The 19,059-nt window shown below is 58.7% G+C and carries 14 protein-coding genes and 1 pseudogene; 4 read left to right on the plus strand and 11 right to left on the minus strand.

Annotated elements, in window-relative coordinates; all coding sequences use genetic code 11:
- Positions 1-97: 97 nt before the first annotated feature.
- Both BDD14_RS29170 and BDD14_RS29175 read left to right on the plus strand, forming a co-directional pair.
- Positions 98-1,102, plus strand: a complete 1,005-nt coding sequence (locus BDD14_RS29170) for a TolB family protein (protein ID WP_130424792.1) — start codon at positions 98-100, stop codon at positions 1,100-1,102.
- A gap of 426 nt (positions 1,103-1,528) precedes the next feature.
- Positions 1,529-2,527: a zinc-dependent alcohol dehydrogenase family protein gene (locus BDD14_RS29175; protein ID WP_130424794.1), complete on the plus strand. Its 999-nt coding sequence runs from the start codon at positions 1,529-1,531 to the stop codon at positions 2,525-2,527.
- Between the two features lie 321 nt (positions 2,528-2,848).
- On the opposite strand, the gene BDD14_RS33925 is transcribed toward BDD14_RS29175, so the two are convergent.
- The 7 genes and pseudogenes from BDD14_RS33925 to BDD14_RS29210 form a co-directional block, all read right to left on the minus strand.
- Positions 2,849-2,983 carry a hypothetical protein gene (locus BDD14_RS33925; protein WP_278045556.1) on the minus strand — a complete coding sequence of 45 codons (135 nt, stop codon included), beginning with the start codon at positions 2,981-2,983 and terminating at the stop codon, positions 2,849-2,851.
- 95 nt (positions 2,984-3,078) lie between these two features.
- Positions 3,079-3,321, minus strand: coding sequence for a hypothetical protein (locus BDD14_RS29185; RefSeq protein ID WP_130424798.1), 243 nt, complete (start codon positions 3,319-3,321; stop codon positions 3,079-3,081).
- A 31-nt stretch (positions 3,322-3,352) separates the two neighbouring features.
- Positions 3,353-3,955, minus strand: coding sequence for a recombinase family protein (locus BDD14_RS29190; RefSeq protein WP_130424800.1), 603 nt, complete (start codon positions 3,953-3,955; stop codon positions 3,353-3,355).
- A gap of 600 nt (positions 3,956-4,555) precedes the next feature.
- Positions 4,556-4,993: an SDR family NAD(P)-dependent oxidoreductase gene (locus BDD14_RS33490; RefSeq protein WP_242618372.1), complete on the minus strand. Its 438-nt coding sequence runs from the start codon at positions 4,991-4,993 to the stop codon at positions 4,556-4,558.
- A gap of 363 nt (positions 4,994-5,356) precedes the next feature.
- The gene (locus BDD14_RS29200) at positions 5,357-6,706 is read right to left on the minus strand and encodes a transposase (protein ID WP_130424802.1); all 1,350 of its coding nucleotides are present in this window, start codon (positions 6,704-6,706) and stop codon (positions 5,357-5,359) included.
- 448 nt (positions 6,707-7,154) lie between these two features.
- Positions 7,155-7,733, minus strand: a pseudogene (locus BDD14_RS29205) (helix-turn-helix domain-containing protein); the annotation flags it as partial.
- Between the two features lie 411 nt (positions 7,734-8,144).
- The gene (locus BDD14_RS29210) at positions 8,145-11,483 is read right to left on the minus strand and encodes a TonB-dependent receptor (protein ID WP_130424804.1); all 3,339 of its coding nucleotides are present in this window, start codon (positions 11,481-11,483) and stop codon (positions 8,145-8,147) included.
- A gap of 271 nt (positions 11,484-11,754) precedes the next feature.
- On the opposite strand from BDD14_RS29210, the gene BDD14_RS32165 reads away from it, so the two are divergent.
- Positions 11,755-12,528, plus strand: coding sequence for an SDR family NAD(P)-dependent oxidoreductase (locus BDD14_RS32165; RefSeq protein WP_165420393.1), 774 nt, complete (start codon positions 11,755-11,757; stop codon positions 12,526-12,528).
- Positions 12,529-12,590: 62 nt separating this feature from the next.
- On the opposite strand, the gene BDD14_RS29220 is transcribed toward BDD14_RS32165, so the two are convergent.
- Genes BDD14_RS29220 through BDD14_RS29235 form a run of 4 tightly spaced genes read right to left on the minus strand, consistent with a single transcriptional unit; the run spans position 12,591 to position 18,052 of the window.
- Positions 12,591-13,865, minus strand: a complete 1,275-nt coding sequence (locus BDD14_RS29220; protein ID WP_130424808.1) for an MFS transporter — start codon at positions 13,863-13,865, stop codon at positions 12,591-12,593.
- Complete coding sequence (locus BDD14_RS29225; RefSeq protein ID WP_207231933.1) at positions 13,862-14,914, minus strand: sugar phosphate isomerase/epimerase family protein; 1,053 nt, start codon at positions 14,912-14,914, stop codon at positions 13,862-13,864. Before BDD14_RS29225 ends, BDD14_RS29220 begins: the two co-directional genes overlap by 4 nt.
- 19 nt (positions 14,915-14,933) lie before the next feature.
- Positions 14,934-17,294, minus strand: coding sequence for an outer membrane protein assembly factor BamB family protein (locus tag BDD14_RS29230; protein ID WP_130424810.1), 2,361 nt, complete (start codon positions 17,292-17,294; stop codon positions 14,934-14,936).
- Positions 17,291-18,052 (minus strand): ThuA domain-containing protein, encoded by a 762-nt coding sequence (locus tag BDD14_RS29235; RefSeq protein WP_165420394.1) that lies wholly within the window; start codon positions 18,050-18,052, stop codon positions 17,291-17,293. The genes BDD14_RS29230 and BDD14_RS29235 overlap by 4 nt, the downstream gene beginning before the upstream one ends.
- Before the next feature lie 276 nt (positions 18,053-18,328).
- Here BDD14_RS29235 and BDD14_RS29240 point away from each other — a divergent pair, with 276 nt between their 5' ends.
- Positions 18,329-19,057, plus strand: a complete 729-nt coding sequence (locus BDD14_RS29240) for an SDR family oxidoreductase (RefSeq protein ID WP_130424814.1) — start codon at positions 18,329-18,331, stop codon at positions 19,055-19,057.
- Positions 19,058-19,059: the final 2 nt, after the last annotated feature.

A 19,059-nucleotide genomic window follows, 5' to 3' on the forward strand; every position in this document is an offset into this window, starting at 1 on the left:
GTTTAACTGTGTGGCGTGATGCCGAATTGCCTAAATGTAATTGCCGTCAATAAGGGAACGGCCCTGCGATTTCTATCCAAAGAGGAGTGTCATCGATATGAAGGTTCTCTCGACCCCAATGCGATTCTGCTGGAAGCTCACTCTGATCGCGTTCATTCTGGCGGCTCCCATTATCAAGGCGCAATCTTCTGCCGTTCACGCAGAAGCAGCACCCTCCGAGCAGCACCTGCGCAGTCGTCTCTTCATCTACGATCTGCACGACGGCTCTTCTCATATGGTCTATACTGCGGACTCGATATGGGAGGCACCCAACTGGTCTCCCGACGGGAAGTACCTCATCGCCAACTCTGGCGGGGGTATTTATAAGCTTGTCCTCAAACAGGACGGCACGGCCGAGCCGCAGAGATTAGCTCTGCCCGCCAACTTTCAATGCAATAACGACAAGGCCATCTCTCCCGATGGCAAGAAGATCGCTTTCTCCGCCACTGCTCCGCCTCATAAGGGATCGCAGGTCTTTCTCGCAGACGCCGATGGCAGCAACGTCAAGCTAATGGCGTCCGAGTCGCCCAGCTATTTTCACGGTTGGTCGCCGGATAACAAGACGCTTGCCTTTGTGGCCCAGCGCAACGGCAGCGGCCAATATGACATTTACAGCATACCCGCCGATGGAGGCGCGGAGAAGCAGCTCACCTCCAATATCCACCACGATGATGGCCCGGACTACTCGCCGGACGGCAAGTGGATCTACATCAACTCCGACCGGTCCGGCAAGGAGGCGGTCTGGCGTTTTCCCTCCGATGGCGCAGGCACCAACGATACGAAGGCCGAGATGGTTGTGAGCGATGGGCTCGAAGACTGGTTCCCCCACATCTCGCCGGACGGCAAGAAGATGGTTTATATCGGCTATCCCGCTGGTACGCCAACCCACAACCCGCGCACCGTCCAAATTGAGCTCAAACTTGTCGCGATCAACCACGGCGGGGTCGCCGCGTCCCAGGAGACGCTCGTGAAGGCCATCGGCGGACAAGGAACGATGAACGTCAACTCGTGGGCTCCTGACTCTAGGCGCGTCGCCTACGTAGTTTATGAGGTCCTGCCGTAGGGCGCGCGTAGGTATAGCGGCGGTTTAGGGTGGCCAGATAAGTGCGCTTGCTGCAAGCAACAACGGTTATGGTGCCCGTAATCGCGTTTCCGTTTCTCAATTGACGCAAAATCGCCAATGCTATGATTCGACGGTAGTGGCCTGGAAACGTTTGGGCCTCCGCCATGAGGGCTATATGTATAGTTAATGTTTTTCTGTTTCCCCTCGGAGGTCGCAGTGGCGAGAAAGTTCGCTATTGTCCTGGCCGTAGTGTGCCCTTCCGCTCTTTTCGCGTTGAAATCGCCGGCCGCGCACCACCTGAGGATGATGCCGGCAGCATCGGAGCCGGGATCTACACAAAACCAGATCCGTACGAGCGTGTCTACGCATGCTGCGTCCTCAACGTTTGAGGATCATCTAAGAGACAGTTTCTAATTCAGAGGTAGCATGTCCAACACCGTAAAGATCGTTCGCTTCCATAAGACCGGACCCGCCGAAGTCCTCCAGTTTGATGAACTCCCACTTCCTGAGCCCGGCCCAGGCGAGATCCGTCTCCGCGTCAAAGCTCTCGGACTCAACCGCGCCGAGATCATGTTCCGCAACGGCCAATACCTCGAGACGCCAGTTCATCCGGCAAAGAACGGTTACGAGGCCGCTGGTATCATCGAAGCCACTGGCCCAGATGTCGATGGCAGCTGGATCGGCAAGACCGTCAGCACTGTCCCCGGAACATTCAAACTCAACGACCACGGAGTCTATGGCGAAGTCGCGGTTGTTCCCCTTCATGGAATCGCCGAATACCCCTCAACTCTCTCGTACGAACAGGGAGCATCCATCTGGATGCAGTACCTCACTGCGTACGGTGCACTCATTTGGCTCGGTCAGGTTGCCAAAGGGGACTTTGTCGTCATCACCGCGGCCAGCAGCAGCGTAGGCATAGCTGCTATAGAGATGGTCAAGGTCGAGGGCGCCATCAGCATCGCCGTCACTCGTACCGCAGCAAAGAAAGCTGAGCTCCTCAAACTAGGAGCAGATCATGTTATCGTCACCGACGAGGAAGACTTGGTGGCCCGCGTCAACGAAATTACCTTGGGCAAAGGCGCACGCATCGTCTTCGATCCCATCGGTGGCAAGATCCTAGAATCGCTCGCCGCTTCGACAGCCTCCAAGGGCATCATCTTCGAATACGGAGCCCTGGCTCCCGAACCCACTCCCTACCCACTCTTCACGGCACTCGCCAAGCACCTCACCATCCGGGCCTACACGCTCTTTGAGCTGACACCCGATCCAGTATTTCCCAAGGCAAAGCAATACATCTTCGATCATCTCGCTTTAGGTGCATTCAGACCCATCATCGATAAAACATTTCCCTTCGCAGAAATCGTCGAAGCCCACCGCTATATGGAGTCGAACGCCCAGATCGGCAAGATCGTCGTCACTCTCTAAGTCTCACGAGGCGCTGTCAAACATAAAAGGGTCAACACTAATTGTGTTGACCCTTTGTGTTGTTCATTCGGCTGACGGGCAAACCGGACGTCAACGACTACAACCGCATTCCTTCCTGTTTGCCCGTTATTCTCAGAACCCAGAAATCTGGAAAGTCTTGTGTCCGGACTGTTCGGTGAGTGAGTTGGCGGTTTGCACTCGTGACCGAACGGCGCGGTGTTTGTGCGTAGCCGACAGTAACGAAGCAGCTGCAACTCGAGTCCGGTCGGGCGTCGTCTGTTTGTATGCGTTCGATTCCGGCAATCACCCATCCGTGTTCTGCTAGCGTCCAGCGATGGTGAAGGCGAGGAGCACGTTGCCGGGTGCTTCGCCGAAGGTGTCGTAGCCGGAGAAGACATAGACTGTAGGCATCACGCTCAAAGACCTGCTCTCGCAGGCCACCGAAATATTCGGCATCCTGCCGTTTCAGCGTGTAGCAGGTCGCGCAGGGCGAGGATCTTCTGATTCCCGCAGGGACAACAAATTGCGGTCTGGACCCTTTCTTCAAAGCCTTACTCCTTCGTCTTCAGCTTGGAGTCGTTTTCGCGGATGAACGCCTCGATCTCCGACGCACTCGCCAGAATGCGGAGCCATTGTTCTTTGTAAAGCGTGACCGGAAACCGGCCCATGCCGTACAGAGAGAGCCCGCCCTTCTCGCTCACCTTCAAAGTGAGGCCGCCCTTGTCTTTGCTCTTGAGCTGGGCGTTCTCAGCCCGCGGGCGCTCCAGCTCCGCTTGCATCTCCGATTCACTCATCGTTTCTCTCCTCCGATTCCCTGCATACAATTCATTTTCCAAGCTTCCCAGCCCGGCGCTTTTTGACCGGAACGTACCGATATAGCGTATCCCGGCTGATGCCGAACTCACGAGCAAGCGCGGCCTTCGAGTCACCATCGGCAACCCGCCGTCGCAACTCGGCCGCCCGCGAGGGTGTCAGAGTCGGCTTCCTGCCGCGGTACTTCCCTTTCCGCCTAGCGATCGCAATTCCCTCACGCTGTCGCTCGCGGATTAGCTCTCTCTCGAACTGAGCAAACGCCCCCATGACACTCAGCAACAGATTCGACATGGGCGAATCCTCGCCGGTGAAGGTCAAGTTTTCCTTCACAAAGACGATATGGACGCCCCGCTCCGTCAGGCCCAGCACTATCCTCCGCAAGTCATCGAGGTTGCGAGCCAGCCGGTCCATCGAGTGACAAAATACTGTATCGCCTTCGCGGACGAATCTCTGCATGGCCTCCAATTGGGGCCGCTTCGTATCTTTGCCGGAAGCTTTGTCAGTAAATTTTATGTCCAAAGCCAGCCCTTCGAGCTGGCGGACCTCGCTTTGATCCAGGGAGCTGACGCGCAGGTAGCCGACCTGTTGGTCTTTGGACGGCTTGCGCGTTCGCACGGGCCGATGTGTCCGAATAGACTCTTTGACCTTCGTCGTTACCGAAACGATAACTCAGAAGTAGACTCTATTACGACACTATTTCGCTCGGTATCGGACGTAGGGTTGGGCTATACCCCATCGCGACATCAATCCGCAGTGCCACTTCATTCAACGGATCACTTCCCGATTGCCGACTAACCAGACTTTACCTTCGAGACCACGACGAAGTTAACCGGGCGCTTGAACGTCATGAAATTGGCCCTCCTTCTGTTAACCTCCCACCACCTAGGGGTCACTACACCAAACGTCGAAAATCATACGCCAAGGGGTTCACTTCGGGCTAGAGTTCCGATTGCTGCTCGAAAGGCGTACTGCTATGTCAGCTCAACTCTGTGCTTCCAACGTATACGGTCTCGCCACGCGAATATGTTTCGCTAATGCCAGCCTGGACAATGTCAGCCCCAAACTCTTCTACCCCGGGTAAAGCGCCTACCGCTTGTCGCCTCTTCTCAATCAAGCCGCGGCTCTGCCGCTCTAGGAGCTTTGGAGTAATTGTTCCCTCAATTAGATCTCCACTCACAACGACAAGACGGATGCCTCTAGCGGACAAGCTGGGAATCATTCCGCGGAGTGCGTCTTCCCCCGCTCTCTTGCTAGCTGCAACAACTTCATCACCGTCGTATCCGGGGCCAGCGCCGTAAAGTGGGCAAGATGGCTGGTCACAAAGACAATCCGGCTTCCGGGTTTCATCATGGGCAACGCGCCGTTCACCAGGTTCACTTGCGCGGTGAGGTTCAACTGCATCGCGTAATCAGCGGCTTTGTCTTGTTCCAACCCTCCGCTAGCGTTCAAGACAAGGAAGTCGAGCCTTCCCCAAGCAGTCTGTATCAGATCAAAAGTGGCCGCGATGTCTTCTGCATTCGTGATATCACCCTGTACAAGGAGCGCCTTTCTCCCCATGGCGGCTAGCTCATCAGCGACTTCCTGTGCCCTCGGACCCTTGCTGCGATAGTTGATTGCAATATCCACTCCGAGTTGTGCAAGCTGCCGTGCCACACTTGCTCGTCAAGAGCCAGTTACTAGAGCGGTCTTGCCGAGAAGCATGGCGGAAGACAATTGCACCTGCTCGTCCAGAGCAGGCATATCAGCGGGACCAGAGGTTTTCTGACTCATACGAAGCAGTTTACAGGGGCTGCCATTGCGTGGCGATGGCAGTCCGAAACTCTCTGCCAGGCAGTTCCCCCCGCTTTATTGCGCAAACGAAGGATGCCGTTGAAAAACTCTCTGTCTGAAGCGCTTTGAGCTTTGATTTTGGTGCTTTCTAACAAGATGGGGAGTATCTGAGGCTCCCGCTCCTGTTATGGAGGGTCCTTGTCGGCGGTTAGGCCTCTTGATGAGAGGTTTTGCTCCCTGCTTTTGTCATGTGGTCGAGAGGCAAGGTAATTCAGCGATCGCAGGCGGACGGAGCCGTACAAGGCGACGTAGATTTTGAACAGTCGCCACCAATAAAAACTCCTCAGCGGCGCCAGCCAACCCTCTCAGCTTAAGCCGCGTGAAGCGAAATTGCTGCTTCATGTGAGCGAACAGCATCTCTACTTTCTTTCGTAAGCGGCGCGAGTGTTGAAAGGCTTCCGTATTCTGAAGTGCCATGACTTCTTGCCGAGTGCTCTCGTCGAAGGGTACCGATAAACTACGTTGCGTGCCTCGCGTGCATTGTTGGTGAATGGGACATGACTTGCAATCGCCCGCAGTCGCACGATAGATGTGGATTGGAGAGTCCATGCGAGCCGTACGGTGCTTGAGAATCTTGTTCTGCGGACAGATGTAGTGGTTCCTGTCGGGATCGAAGGTGAAGGCCTCGCGTGACAGCAGGCCGTCGGTCTGGTGCTGTCGATCCAGTACCGGAATATGCGGGATAATCTTGCGTTTCGATAGCCATCCCAGAAACGGGCCTGTGCCGTAGGCCTTGTCAGCCGCCAGCCTTTCGGGTCTGAGGTGGTGTGTTTCTTCCACCCGCTCCAACATGGCTTTGGTGGCGATGATCTCTTGCGCCAGTCGAGCCGGAGTAGCTTCGACATCAACGATGACGGCATGATCGGTGTCAATCAGATAGTTATTGAAGTATCCGAACTTACCCCGTCCTTCTTTCACATTCCACGCGGCGGCGGGATCGGTCGGCGAAAGATATCGAGCATCGCTCCGGTGCACCGGATTACCGGCGTCGAGCGCCTCGAGATACTCGCGCACCGCTCTGGTCTTAGTCTCTCCTCCTCGGATTGCGTCCACACTCTCAACCCGCCGGGTACGCCCAGCATCGCTGCCGATCAGACTACCGTCCACGGCGAAGCCTTCACAACTCACCAATCCTGCACTGCAGCACTGTCCAACAACATCCTCAAATAGCACTCGGTAAATATCGCTCTCACGGAACCGGCCATAACGGTTCTTCGAGAACGTAGAATGATCCGGCACAGCTCCCTCGAGCCCCAAGCGGCAGAACCAGCGATAGGCCAGATTAAGATGAACCTCGCTGCATAGCTGCCGCTCTGATCGAATGCCATAGACATAGCCAATCAACAGGATCCTCAGCATCAGTTCAGGATCAATAGAAGGTCTACCTGTAGAACTGTAATGACCAGACAGAACCGACCTGACGCGATCAAAGTTAAGCACCAGGTCGAGTTTTCGCAACAGGTGATCACCGGGAATGTGATCCTCAAGCCGAAACGAATAGAAAAGCTGATCCTGTGCGCTCTGATGTCCCATCATGCCGGTGCCCTCCGCTGCTGTTCCAACGGAATCACACGCACACTCCCGATACAAGAGTTTTCAGAGCGTTCTGCTCTTCGAGTACTTAAACAAGCAACTCTTGCCCCAACGAGTTTTTCAACAGCATCGAAGGTTATTGCAACGATCTTCCACTTGCAGGAAAGCCCGTCATTTCGCATTGCATAAAGGTATTGCGATTGACTTCGTAAAGGCGACAGGTTTTCGCAACAAACCTAAACGTACGATTTTTGACGTTTGGTGTGGTGACCCCACCTACGCCCAAACCACCTTTCATTTCTCAAAAGCGCTTCATCGTCGCTAAAGTGGGTTTTGCAGGATGTTCAGGGTATCCAGCTTCACGAGAGTAAGGACGGAATGAAGAATACCCGCAGCACAAAACCCATCACTCACTCCATCCGCAACGCCTCCAGCCGCTCGATCGCCGAAGCCCGCCGCGCCGGAAATAACTCGCCAGCGTGCTCTCACTCGGCACGAAGCGAAGCTGCATCAGCTTACCCGTGGCATCGTCGATGAAGACCAGCAAGGAGCAAGGTGCGCCCCGATCCTCGAACCAGCGGTGCTCGCTGCCGCCGATCTGGATCAGCTGGCCGTAGGCTTCACGCCGCAAGCGCGGCTGATGAAAGCTTCGCCGCTGCTTGCGCGACAGCCACAACCCCTCCTCGACCATCCACCTGCGCAGCGTCTCTCGCGAGACCTTGACTCCGTCCTTCTCGAACAGAACCTCCGCCGCCAGGCTCGGGCCGAAATCGGCATAGCGCGACCGAACCAGTTCGATCACATACTCGCGGATGCCAGGAATAAGCCGGTTGTTCGAGGTGCGGCCACGAGCTTTGTGGGTCAGCGCTCCGCCGCCACCATCGCGATACGCGGTCAGCAGCCGGCGCGTCTGCCTCGTGCTCAACCCCAGAATCGCCGCGGCCGAAATCTCAGTACGTCGCCTTGCTAGAACTTCAGAAAGAACCTCTATGCGTTGCAGTTCGCGTCCGCTCATCGTCACCAAGTCCAATCTCTGCCTCCCGAACCTCATCTTCGGAAGGGTAGTTTGGACATTTCAACTTTGCAGAGATACGGACATTTGAACTTTGCAGCAACAGAGAATCACTGACGGGCGAATGCCCAGTAGCGTTTTCCTTCTACCCATATTTCCCTGTGACGTCATCAGGAATCCCGGGGAACTTCCGGTCTAGCACGGGATCGTATGCTAGATCGGCGTAGAAGCACGAGCCTGGTCTTACCGGCGGAGGCTCAAAATCCTTACCCGGATGCTGTAGAGAACAGGTTCCGGCGCCGCACGCGTGCGGATGAGAATCTGCGCGCCTGTCGGCATGAGTGTGCTATTAGGGGCAGTCGCCCTCTTGGCCGCCTCTGTGTCCACGTTAAGATGTAGTTAGATGCAGAATCTCCCAGGCATTAATAATCAGAAATAGATTTTTCCTGCGAGTTCGATCGAGCGCGCTGCGTTCAGCGTCGCCGTGATCTGACCGGCTGAGGTCGAATCAATATTCGTTACGGGTGTTGCGAATGTAGTGTGGTTGAAGACGTTGAAGAAAGATCCGCGGAACTCGATCGAGCGCGATTCGCCGAGGGAGAACTTCTTGAGCACGGACAGATCGAACTGTACCAGGCCATCGTTACGCATGGTGTTAGTACCACCGTTACCGTAGGTGTAGAGCGCAGGTACAGCGAAGCCGTCCATCCCACCAGCCGGGCACGAAGCGTTCCGCGAATCGTAGTACCAGCAGTTTGGCCGGCGCACCATCTGCGCATTGCCGGTTAAGTTGGGCCGCTGGGATCCCAGGCCGGTGTTTGCCTGGTCGGTGCTGATGGTGAGCGTAAATGGCAGGCCGGCTTGCAATGTTCCCACACCGGAGAGGCCCCAGTTTCCGATCAGCCCCTGCACGACGCCGTGCGCACTGCCTGCGAAGGTCTTGCCGCGGCCGAAGGGCAGGTCGTACACGCCGCTAGTTACGAAGTTGTGCTTGATGTCGTAGTTGCAGGGTCCATAGTAGTTGTAGCCTCCGCTCTGCTCGCGCGTCAGACCGTTGAAGGTTCCGTCGGTGAGGCAGGAGCCGTAGGTGTAGGAGACGAGGATGGTGGCTCCGGCAAGTGCGCGCGTCTCAAGTTTGGTCTGCAGCGCGTTGTAGTTGCCGTTGCCTGCGTAACGCGAGAGACCGATGGTTCCCCACTGCTGCAGTGGGCGCCGCTGTTGAATGGCGCCAGCGCCGGGGAATGGATCGTTGACCTGGAACGGCTGCACAATGTGAAGCGAGCGATTGCCTACGTAAGCAATGTCGAGCGACATCTTGTTGCCGAACTGGTGCTGAACGGCGAAGTTGTATTCCTGCACGTAAGTGTTCTTGGTGTGCAGTTCCATGGAGCTGACGCTGGGCTGCGAACAGGAGTTGGCTACGGTGCCGAATGAGCAGACGGAGCCGTTGTTCGGCGCGACGATCGGTTGTCCGGAGTAGAAGTCCCCAAAGTTGAGTGTCGGCTTGGGCCGCGAATTGTTCACCGTCTGCGATGCGACGAAGGGCACGACGTTCTGTGTGTTGTTGATCGCGTTGTTATCAGGAAAGAGATAGAAGATGCCGTAGGCCGCGCGGAACACCGTGTTCTTGAAGCCGCTGTACGCGATGCCAAAGCGAGGCCCAAGGTTGACACCCGCCGTGGGCCGTACCGTATTCGGTAGTCCGAGTGAGCTGGTGGACTGAATGCGGTCGGAGAAGAGGGGGAAGAGCGTGGCAGTTGCGGGCTGCGCCTGCAGCGAGAAGTCGTCGGGGACGACGATTTTTCCGTTGTCCGGGTTGAAGCCGGTGACCTGGCCTTTGATGCCGTGGTAGAAGGGGTTGATCTCCCAGCGGAATCCGGCATTGATGGTGAGCGTGGGCGAGAACTTGTAATCGTCCTGCACGTACATCGCCTGAAAGTTGCCGTAACCTCCCCACAGTGAACGGAAGTAGCTGCGTGAACTGTTGGCGGGATAGCCCAGCAGGAAGTCCGCGAAATTGTCGCCGGAGTAAGAGTTGCTGAAAGCGAAGGTGCCGAGCGAGTTCGATCCGGATATGTAGGTGTTCGTGTTGTGGAAGTTCTCGTAGCCCATGCGCACTTCATGCTTGCCACTGGAGTAGGTGGTGCGTACGAGATACTGCCAAGAGCGAATCTTGTTCTGCTTGGGATACGAGTTGCTTCCGCTCTGGCCGTTGAAGCCGGTGTAGTTGGAGATGGTGAGTGTGGGAAGCCCGTAGTACTGCGCGGGCGAGAGCCCTTCCATGCCCTTGATGCCTGCGGCCGTGTTGAAGTCCTGCCCCTGCAGCGAACTGGTGAAGAAAAAGACGCTGCGATAGTAGGAGAACTGCGTCTCAGTAAGCCATTTCTCGGAGAAGGTGTGTGTCTCGCGGAGCACAACGTTCTGGCCGCGGCTGCGCAAGGGAAATCCACCGAGTGCGGGAAATGCGTTGGGGTCGGTCTCGCGGTTGTTGGAGATGGAGTACCTACCCGTCAGGCGGTCTTTGGAGAAGAGGGTCTGGTCGACGCGAATATCGCCAAGGTCGAGCTGCTGCTTGAGCTTGTTGGTGAGCACAGCGTGTGAGACGTTGCCGCGCAGTTGGTTCGCGGCGGGAATGTATTTGACGAAGTACGCCGCCTGAGGAGAGATGCGGTCGGCAGGAATGACATTGTTCAGGAAGGCCTGCCCGGTCAGTGGATCTTTGAGCGTGACGCCGCTTCCGCGATAGTCTCCGGTACGCATGGTGGCGCTTGGCACGATGTTGTCGAAGTTTTGTCCCAGCGAATACAACGTCGACTGCAGGTCGATGAAGAAGAAGGTGTGGTCTTTCACAATGGGACCGCCGACCGCGAATCCAAACTGGTTGCGGTGGAGCGGCTGGTTGCGACGGGTGCTGCCGCTGGGCGGAACGTAGAAGTAGTTCTTGGCGTCGAAGGCGTTGTTGCGGAGAAATTCGAACGCGGTGCCGTGAAAAGAGTTTGTGCCGCTTTTCAGAGTCGCGTTGACGATGGTGGGGCTGTGGCCGTAGTCGGCGGGCATGTTGCTCGATTCGACCTTGAACTCCTCGAGCGCGTCGACGTTGGGCGAGATGAGCGTTCCGCCAAGCTGCGTCTCAGTGATGTTCGAACCATCGAGATACCATCCGGTCCAGGAAGGCGACAGGCCGTTCACATTCACGTTGACGGCGCTGGCGCGGATGGAGGTTCCGCCGGCCGCGATGTTCTGACCGCCCTGGATAAAGCTGACGCCCGGGGTGAGCTGAGTGAGCTGCCAAAAGGACCGGCCGTTGAGAGGGACGTTCTGCACCGTGCGCGTGTCGATGACCTGTCCTACTGAGGACGACGACTCGTTCAGCAGTGGTACAGCAGAGGCCACGACGTCGATCTTGTCGGTAATGGCGCCGACGTGCAGCACGGGATTGATGGTGGCGCGCTGTGCCACCTGCAGCTCGGTGTCGGCGATCTGCGTCCCCGCAAAGCCGTCGCGAGTGATGGTGATCGAGTAATGACCCACCTGCAGATTCGACACGTTGTAGCTGCCGCTGTTGTCTGACTTGACCGTGCGCGCCTCACCGGTGCCGACATTGCGTATGGTGATCGTCGCATCGGGAATGGCCGCGCCCGTGTCGTCCTGGACCGTGCCCAGGATAGTGCCGGTGTTGGACTGCGCGAGCAGCGAGGTGGACGTTGCTGCTGCGAGTGTGAGCGCGATGGTAAATAGCGCCTGCAAAGAAAACCGTCGAATCAACATCGGAAGTTGCTCCGTTGAGAGGGTCACTGTGGTTGCTCAGTCGCCTCGAGATGACCTGCGATTGAGAGCGCGTGGTTCGTGTGGTGTCGCAAGGTCCGTCTTTTTGGAAACGCTTCCGAAAATACGCAGGGCGCCGCTCCGTTGTCAAGGAATTCTTCGAAAGAAGACGCGAAAATTCTTGCTGTTGACAACACTGCGGCGTCAAGTGGATGATTTTTCGGAAGCGTTTCCGATATTTACAAGAACACTTCCCGGGGGTCGACCTAAACACATGAATGACAACTTACGTGACGCAGCCTCACTCGCAGGCAAAACCGCACTGATCACCGGCGCCAGCAGCGGAATTGGCGCGGCATCGGCAGTGGCACTGGCCAGGGCCGGCGCCACTGTCATCGTTCATTACAACTCGCAGAAGGCCGACGCTGAGGCGGTGCTCGAGCAGGTGCGCGCAGCCGGCTCCAGCGGAGAGATGGTGCAGGCCGATCTTGGGACACGCGACGGAACAGGCAGCCTATGCAGCTACGCCTCGGCGCGGGCGATCGACATCTTGGTGAACAATGCAGGTTCGTTGGTGAAGCGCACGCGCGTGCTCGACTTAACTCCTGAGCTGTGGGAAAAGGTGATGATGCTGAACCTGACCAGCGCCTTCTTCCTGTCGCAGGCGGTTGTGGGCGGCATGGCCGAACGTAAGAGCGGCGTAATCATCAACATGTCTTCAGTGGCCGGGCGTTTTGGAGGCGGACTGGGCGCGCTGGCGTACTCGTCAGCGAAGGCTGCGATCTCAACAATGACGAAGGGGCTCACCAAGGAATTCGCACCGCAGGGCGTACGCGTGAACTGCATCTCGCCCGGCACCATCGACACGGGCTACCATCGCAGCTTCTCAACGCCCGAGGGACTGGACGGCGTGCGTGCGGCGACGCCGATCGGCCGCCTTGGAACGTCGGAGGAGATCGCTGATCTTGTTGTCTTCCTCTCGAGCGATCACGCCACCTTCATCCACGGTCAGACCATCGAGATCAACGGCGGCTTCTTCATGGCCTGAGCGTTCTCAAAGATCCTCAGGAGCAGATCCTGGTATAGGAACTGCTCCTGAAGGCGGGAGTGTTAGACGTTGCTGACGAGCGGCTTGCTAGCATCAGCGCGCGAGGTGCGTGGCAGCGTCCACACGAGGATTGCCGCTATGATGGGAAGCGTTCCGAAGAGCATGAACACGGGACGGAACGAGTAGTGATCGACCAACCATCCCGTAACGAGGCTGAAGACCATTCCGCCGAAGCCCGAACCCATACTTGCCAGGCCCCAAATGGAGGCCACGGCGTTCTTCGGAAAGGCGTCGCGCGGCAGTGCCAGTACGTTGGCGAGCGCTCCGCTGTAGCCAAAGGTGGCTGTTGAGATGAGCGCGATGCTCAGCGCAACGCTTGAGACGATCGCCGCGGGGAATGCCGCCACCATGCAGCCCGAAAAGACGAGCACGCTGATGCGGCGAGCGGTCTGCGCGGAGACTCCGGTCCTGAGGATGAGCATGGTCAGGAAGCCGCCGGCAAGGTTGCCGAGAAAGGCTGTGGCGAACGGGATCCATCCGATCCTGCCGATTTGTGCCAGCGAGAAGCCGTGGCCGACCTTGAGATACTGCGGGAACCAGAAGGTGTAAAAGTACCAAACCGGATCGGCGAAGACCTTGGAGAGCGTGAACTGCCACACGAAGCGGTCGCGCACGAGGCTCATCACCGAAGGCGCAGGAAGTTGAGGCTCGGCCGGATTCACCGGAGGCTCGCGATAGAGGATGAGCCACGCGATCATCCAGACGAAGCCGAGCAGGCCGACAATGACGAACGATGCGCGCCAGCCGAAGGTGATCGCAGCCCACGCCAGCAGAGGCGGCGCCAGCATTGCGCCAATGGCCGCGCCGCTGTTGAAGATGCCGGAAGCAAGCGAGCGCTCCTGCGGTGGAAACCACTCGCCGATCACCTTTACGCCTGCGGGATAGTTCCCTGCCTCGCCGACACCAAGCAGAAAGCGGTATGCACCAAGCGACATGGCGCCGGTCGCGGCGGCCGTGAGCACCTCAGCGGCAGACCAGAACGCGATAGTCAGCGAGTATCCGATGCGGCTTCCAAGCCGATCGAGCAGAGGGCCGGAGATGCCATTCATGATGGTGTACGCCAGCATGAAGGCCGTGATGATCTGGCTGTACTTGCCCGCCGAGATATGGAAGCGGTCCAGCAGCACGGGCGCCATCACCGAGAGCGTCTGCCGGTCGAGATAGTTGATCACGGTTGCCAGGAATGCCATCGCCAGCATTACCCAACGTAGGTTCATCCTCACAGGCTTTTCCATCGCAACGCCTCCTGCCTGTTTCACGGCGCCTGCTGTGCTCATACCAGCCCCTGTCTCGCCATGTGCGCGCGCACGGCCTTGAGATCGTTACTCATCGACTCAAATATTTTTTCGCGCGGCCACGTCAGCGCCTTCTTGCCGTTCTCTGCTCCGCCTACGGAATACTCAAAGTGGAGCTGTACGGGACCGGAAAATTCGTCGGACTTCACGATCTCGAGGAAGCTGTCGAAGTGCACCATGCCGTGATCGATGGGGCACCAGTGCGGCACGTAGGAGCCTGCGACACCAAGACTCTTGTCATAGGGATCGTCGTGTGTCGAGCCCTTCTCGTTTCTCGCCCAGACGAAGTCCTTCATCGCGATGCCGCGCATGTAACCCTTGGAGAGCTTGGAGGTGGCGATCCATCCACCGTAGCCGCCTTCGACGGTAGCATGGCCGATGTCGTAGTTGATGCCCATCCACTGCGGGTCGAGGTCCTTGAACATGTACCAGAGGTCCCAGATGCAGGCGCCCACCATACCGGGCCCGGAGTGCGTGTGATACATGCCGCAGGTCTGCGTGCGACGGTTCAGCTCTGCCAACGCATGCATCTTCGGCTTCATCGCTTCAAGCTGCGCCGGGATCGGCTTTGCGGGATCATACTTCAGCCCGCCCCAGCGGTAGTGGTGGATGCCCAGCTTTGACGCTGCCGTGAGGATGGGCTCGGCGGTGCGCAATGCGTCGATCGTGATGTCGGTGGTGATCATCGAGACATCGAGGCCGGCCTTGCGAATGATGGACACAGCCTTCGGCAATTCCGTGGCGACGTTCTCGGGAAGCACGTGGCCTTCGGCACGCACTGTGAGGTCGATCGCGTCGAAGCCCATATCCTTCGCCGCTGCTGCAGCGTCGGGTACGCTGAGGAACTGCAGGTGCTTTGAGAAGATGGAAACCTGCAGCTTGCCTGCGGGCTGCTGCGTCTGTAGAGGGGGCGCGGCCTCTGCATGCGCCAGTTCCCTCCCGAGGGCCTCGAAGGCGCCTGCTATCGCCGCTCCCAGCAGCAGCGAGCGCCGCGACATTCCGGTTTCCGTCATCTCTTCTCGCATCTTCATTCCTCACACTCTCCCTGCGTTATCTGCCCGCGTTGATCTTCCGTGGCTGCGACGGCAGCGCGAACGAAAGCAGCACCGATCCCGCAGTGACGGCGACGTACTGCTTTCCATCCACTGCGTAGGTCATCGGCGGCCCCTTCATTCCTACATTTGTGTCGTAGTGCCAGAGAAGCTTGCCGGTGCGCTCATCTACTGCGCAGAAGGCGCCGTTCGGATCGGCGTAGAAGATGATGCCGGCGCCAGTTCCCAGCACGCCTGACCATGTCTTCAGCACCAGCGGTCCCGGTTGCGCGATCTCCCACTTGATCTCGCCGGTCTCGATGTCGATGGCGCGCAGAAAACGTTGTCCAATACCCTTGGCTTCCTCTGAGCCCGCGGGCGCCTTTGGATCGCCGCAGTCCTCGATAGCCATGAAGTAGTACCAGCGTGTGGTGGGGCTGAACGCAGTCGAGCTCCAGTTGGCTCCGTTGTCAGGGCACTTGCGCTGCCTGGTGGGAACTGCGCCCGTGTACGTGGCGACGATCGGGCGGCCGGTCGCATCAATGCCTGTCGCCCAATTGATCTGCCTGAGGAATGGTTTGGCTAGCAGCAGCTTGCCATTGGTGCGGTCGAAGACGTAGAAGAAGCCGTTGCGGTCTGCATGCAACAGCAGCTTCATGGGCTTGCCCTGGAAGGTGGTATCGACCAGCACTGGCGGCTCAACGGCATCGCGGTCGGCCGTGTCGTGCGGGGTGAACTGGAAGTACCACTTCATTTTGCCGGTGTGCGGGTCGAGCGCGAGAATGCAGTTGGTGTAGAGGTTGTCGCCGGGCCGGTCACGGTCATCCGAGTCGGGCCATGGATTCCCCGTGGGCCAGAACAGCGTATCCGTCTCCGGGTCGTAGCTCCCATGCAGCCACGTGGAGCCGCCTGCGAGCGCAGGCCAATCCTTCCCCCACGTCTCGATGCCCGGCTCGCCGGGGCCGGGCAGTGTCCAGTGGCGCCACAACACCTTTCCCGTCTCTGCGTCGTAGCAGATGATGAAGCCGCGCATGCCCCAGTCGCCGCCGGAGACGCCGCCAATGACGGTGTCGTTGAGCACCATGGGCGCCACGGTCGAACCGTAGTGCTGCTTCTCCTCCGGCATCACCATCTCCCATACGACCTTGCCGGTTACGCGGTTCAGCGCAACCATGTGCGCGTTGTCGGTCGTGATGTAGATCTTGTCGCGAAAGATCGCCGCTCCGCGGTTGGTGCCGACCGAGGCATCGCCCACAAGGCCCGTCGTCGGCGGCCGGGAGTAGCGCCAGATGGTGCGGCCCGTCTTCGCATCCATCGCGTAGGCCTGGTTCTGGCCGGAGAAGTACATGATGCCGTCGACGACGAGCGGCGTCGCCTCAAGCCCCAGCTGCGGCATCGGCGCGATCCACTTCAGTAGCAGGCTGCCGACATTTGCCTTGCTGATTCCGGTTAGCGGGCTATAGCGGTTCGCGCTCAGCAGGCCGTTGTACGAAGGCCAGTTGCCGGGCCTGGGATGCAGGATGCCCTCAAACTCGATCGCGTTCGCTCCGAGTGTCGCAGTCGGATTTCTCTGGGACAGCGGGCCGGGCTCGATTCCTGTGAGAGTGCTGAGGTACGCCACCAGGTTGTCCATCTGGCCGGCAGGAACCGCGAGCGGCTTCATCGCAGCATGCTTGTCTTTGGTGACGGTGATCGTCTCGCTGAGCGGCAGGAGATGAAAGCGGCCTTCGAGGTCCTGCAGGTGGATATCGTAGTTGGTCTGATTGCGGAGATAGCCGCGCAGCGTCGTGCCGCCCTGCGTAGTCAATACCGTGGCTAGCTCATAGCCGGGCGTGATGCTGAGGTCGGGCGTCGCCAGCGCCGAGCGAAGCCCCAGCGCGCTCAGGTGTGAGCCGACATCGGAGAGGTCCGGCCCTGTCGACGAGCCCATGCCATGAACCATGTGGCAGCCGCTGCACTGACCCTCGTTCCAGTAGTACTGCTTGCCCGCCGCAACATCGCCCGCGCTCTTCGACTCCGACGCAGGCAGGTTAAGCGAGTGGACGTAGACGGCCAGCTCATCGAGCTGCGGCGCAGGCAGGCCACCGAAGGGGGGCATGCCAGAGGCAGGAAATCCGGCGGCAATCACGCCACGAATGCGATCGACGCCGCGGCGTAGATCGGGGTTGTCGGCCAGCGCGGGCGCATGCTCAGTTCCTACGCCGTTCTCGCCATGGCATCCGATGCAGAGGCTCTCGTAACGGTGTTTCCCTGCGCTCACCGAAGGCTGCGCAACAGGCGTGGCCGTCTGCGCCTCACCGTAACGCGCTGCTAGCACGGCCACCGCAAACAGCGAAATGCGAACCCAGTAACCCCTCTTCGTCCCGTGTTTCACGATCATCTGCGATACTCCACCGCGTTGTCCAGAATCCGCCGATACGCTGCATCTTCAAAGTCCTCAGTGCGATGACCCATCATGAAGTAGAAGACATCACCCTTTCCTGTCGGGAGAAGCCACCCGGCAGTGTCCTGCATGAATACCTTGCCTGTCTTCGGGTCGGTGTACTTCACACCCAACAACACGATGCGCGGGCCGCTCAGCACGTGATTCACGTACACCTCAGTCTCCTGAAACGACGTACCTGGGAGCTTCTTTTCGACCGCGCCCTCTGGTGAGGCATAAGGAATTGTATGGTCGAACTTCACGCCGCGAGTTGTGATCGCATTGCCGGGCGCAAGGTTGACGACTTCGAAGCCGACGGGGTCGAAGTACGCGTAGCCGCCCTCGGCGAGCGGGCGGTTGGGCAGCTCGATGTGAAGGAAGTTGAACCAGTCCTTGTTCTCGCGCTTGCGCGAGCTGATGCTGTGGTGCAGCAGCACCAGGTTGCCGCCCTCGTTGGCGTACTGGATGAACTTGTGCTCGGCCCCCGCCTGCAGTTCACCGTGCAGGTACACCATCACTGCGCGATAGCTGGCGAGCGAGGCAGGGATCTCGGTCTGCCCCATGATCGTGGTCTTCAGCCTGGTGTCCGCCTCGATCTGCGCGGCGAGGACCTGCATGGCATGAAACTCATCGGCAACGATAAGCACCTCCTGTGCACGGGACTGCGATGGACAAGCCACGTAGATGAAGAGCAACAGCGAAAGCAGGCGGCGCATCAATTCCTCGTTCCTGGGCTGCGATAACGGAAACGATACGATCGGGCAGCTGTGAGAACCGTTCGCAACAAGGGTGCCGATCGGAAACGTTTCCGAAGAATCTTCAGCCATCCCCATTGAGCCTGTCAACCACCTCGTCATTACAACTTTTCGAAAACGGTATCCGACTGATTGACATGCCCCGGCGGCGGGGTGATAGTTTTGGAAGCGTTTCCCAAACCTCCTCCCGGCGTACGGGCGAGCGAAGCGGCTGATGCGCTGCTCTAGAGAAAGCACATGGCAGACACACTGAAGGGTCAGGTTGTACTCATCGTCGGAGCATCGAGCGGCATTGGCCGCGCCACTACGCTGATGGCCGCGCGCGCGGGCGCCACCGTCGTCGCCGCTGCCCGCCGCAAGGAACGGCTCGAGGCCATGCAGGCAGAGCTGGCAGGCGAGGGCCTTCGCATCGTCGTCTATCAGGCGGACGCAACCAGCCTCGACGACCTGACGTCGTTAGTCAGCGCCGTGCTGTTGGAGCATGGACAGATCGACATCGCCGTCTATGCGACCGGCACGAACGCGCCGGAGCGCTCCATGAAGGTGATGCCACCTGAGACCTGGACCAACATTCTTGACACGAACCTGAACGGCGCCTTCTACCTGGCACATGCGGTGCTGCCGACCATGCGCCAGGCGGGCGCCGGGCACATCATCTTCGTGTCGTCCACTGCCGGGGCGATCGCGGATCTCTCAGGAGCGGCGTACCAGGCGTCCAAGCGCGGTCTGCTGGGGCTTGCCCACGCGATTCGCCTTGAGGAGCGCGCCGCCGGCATCCGCACCTGCTGCGTGATGCCCGGCCTCACCAACACGGAGCTCGTCGAGAAGCGACCGGAGAAGCTCTCAGGCGAGATGTTGGAGAAGGCGCTGCAGCCCGACGACGTGGCAGCGACGATTCTGCATGTGATGGCCATGCCGCCGCGCGTCACCGTGCCGGAGATTCTGATGGTCCCTTCGCTCGCCTGAGG

This window comes from Edaphobacter modestus, assembly GCF_004217555.1.
GTDB classification, from domain to species: Bacteria; Acidobacteriota; Terriglobia; order Terriglobales; family Acidobacteriaceae; genus Edaphobacter; species Edaphobacter modestus.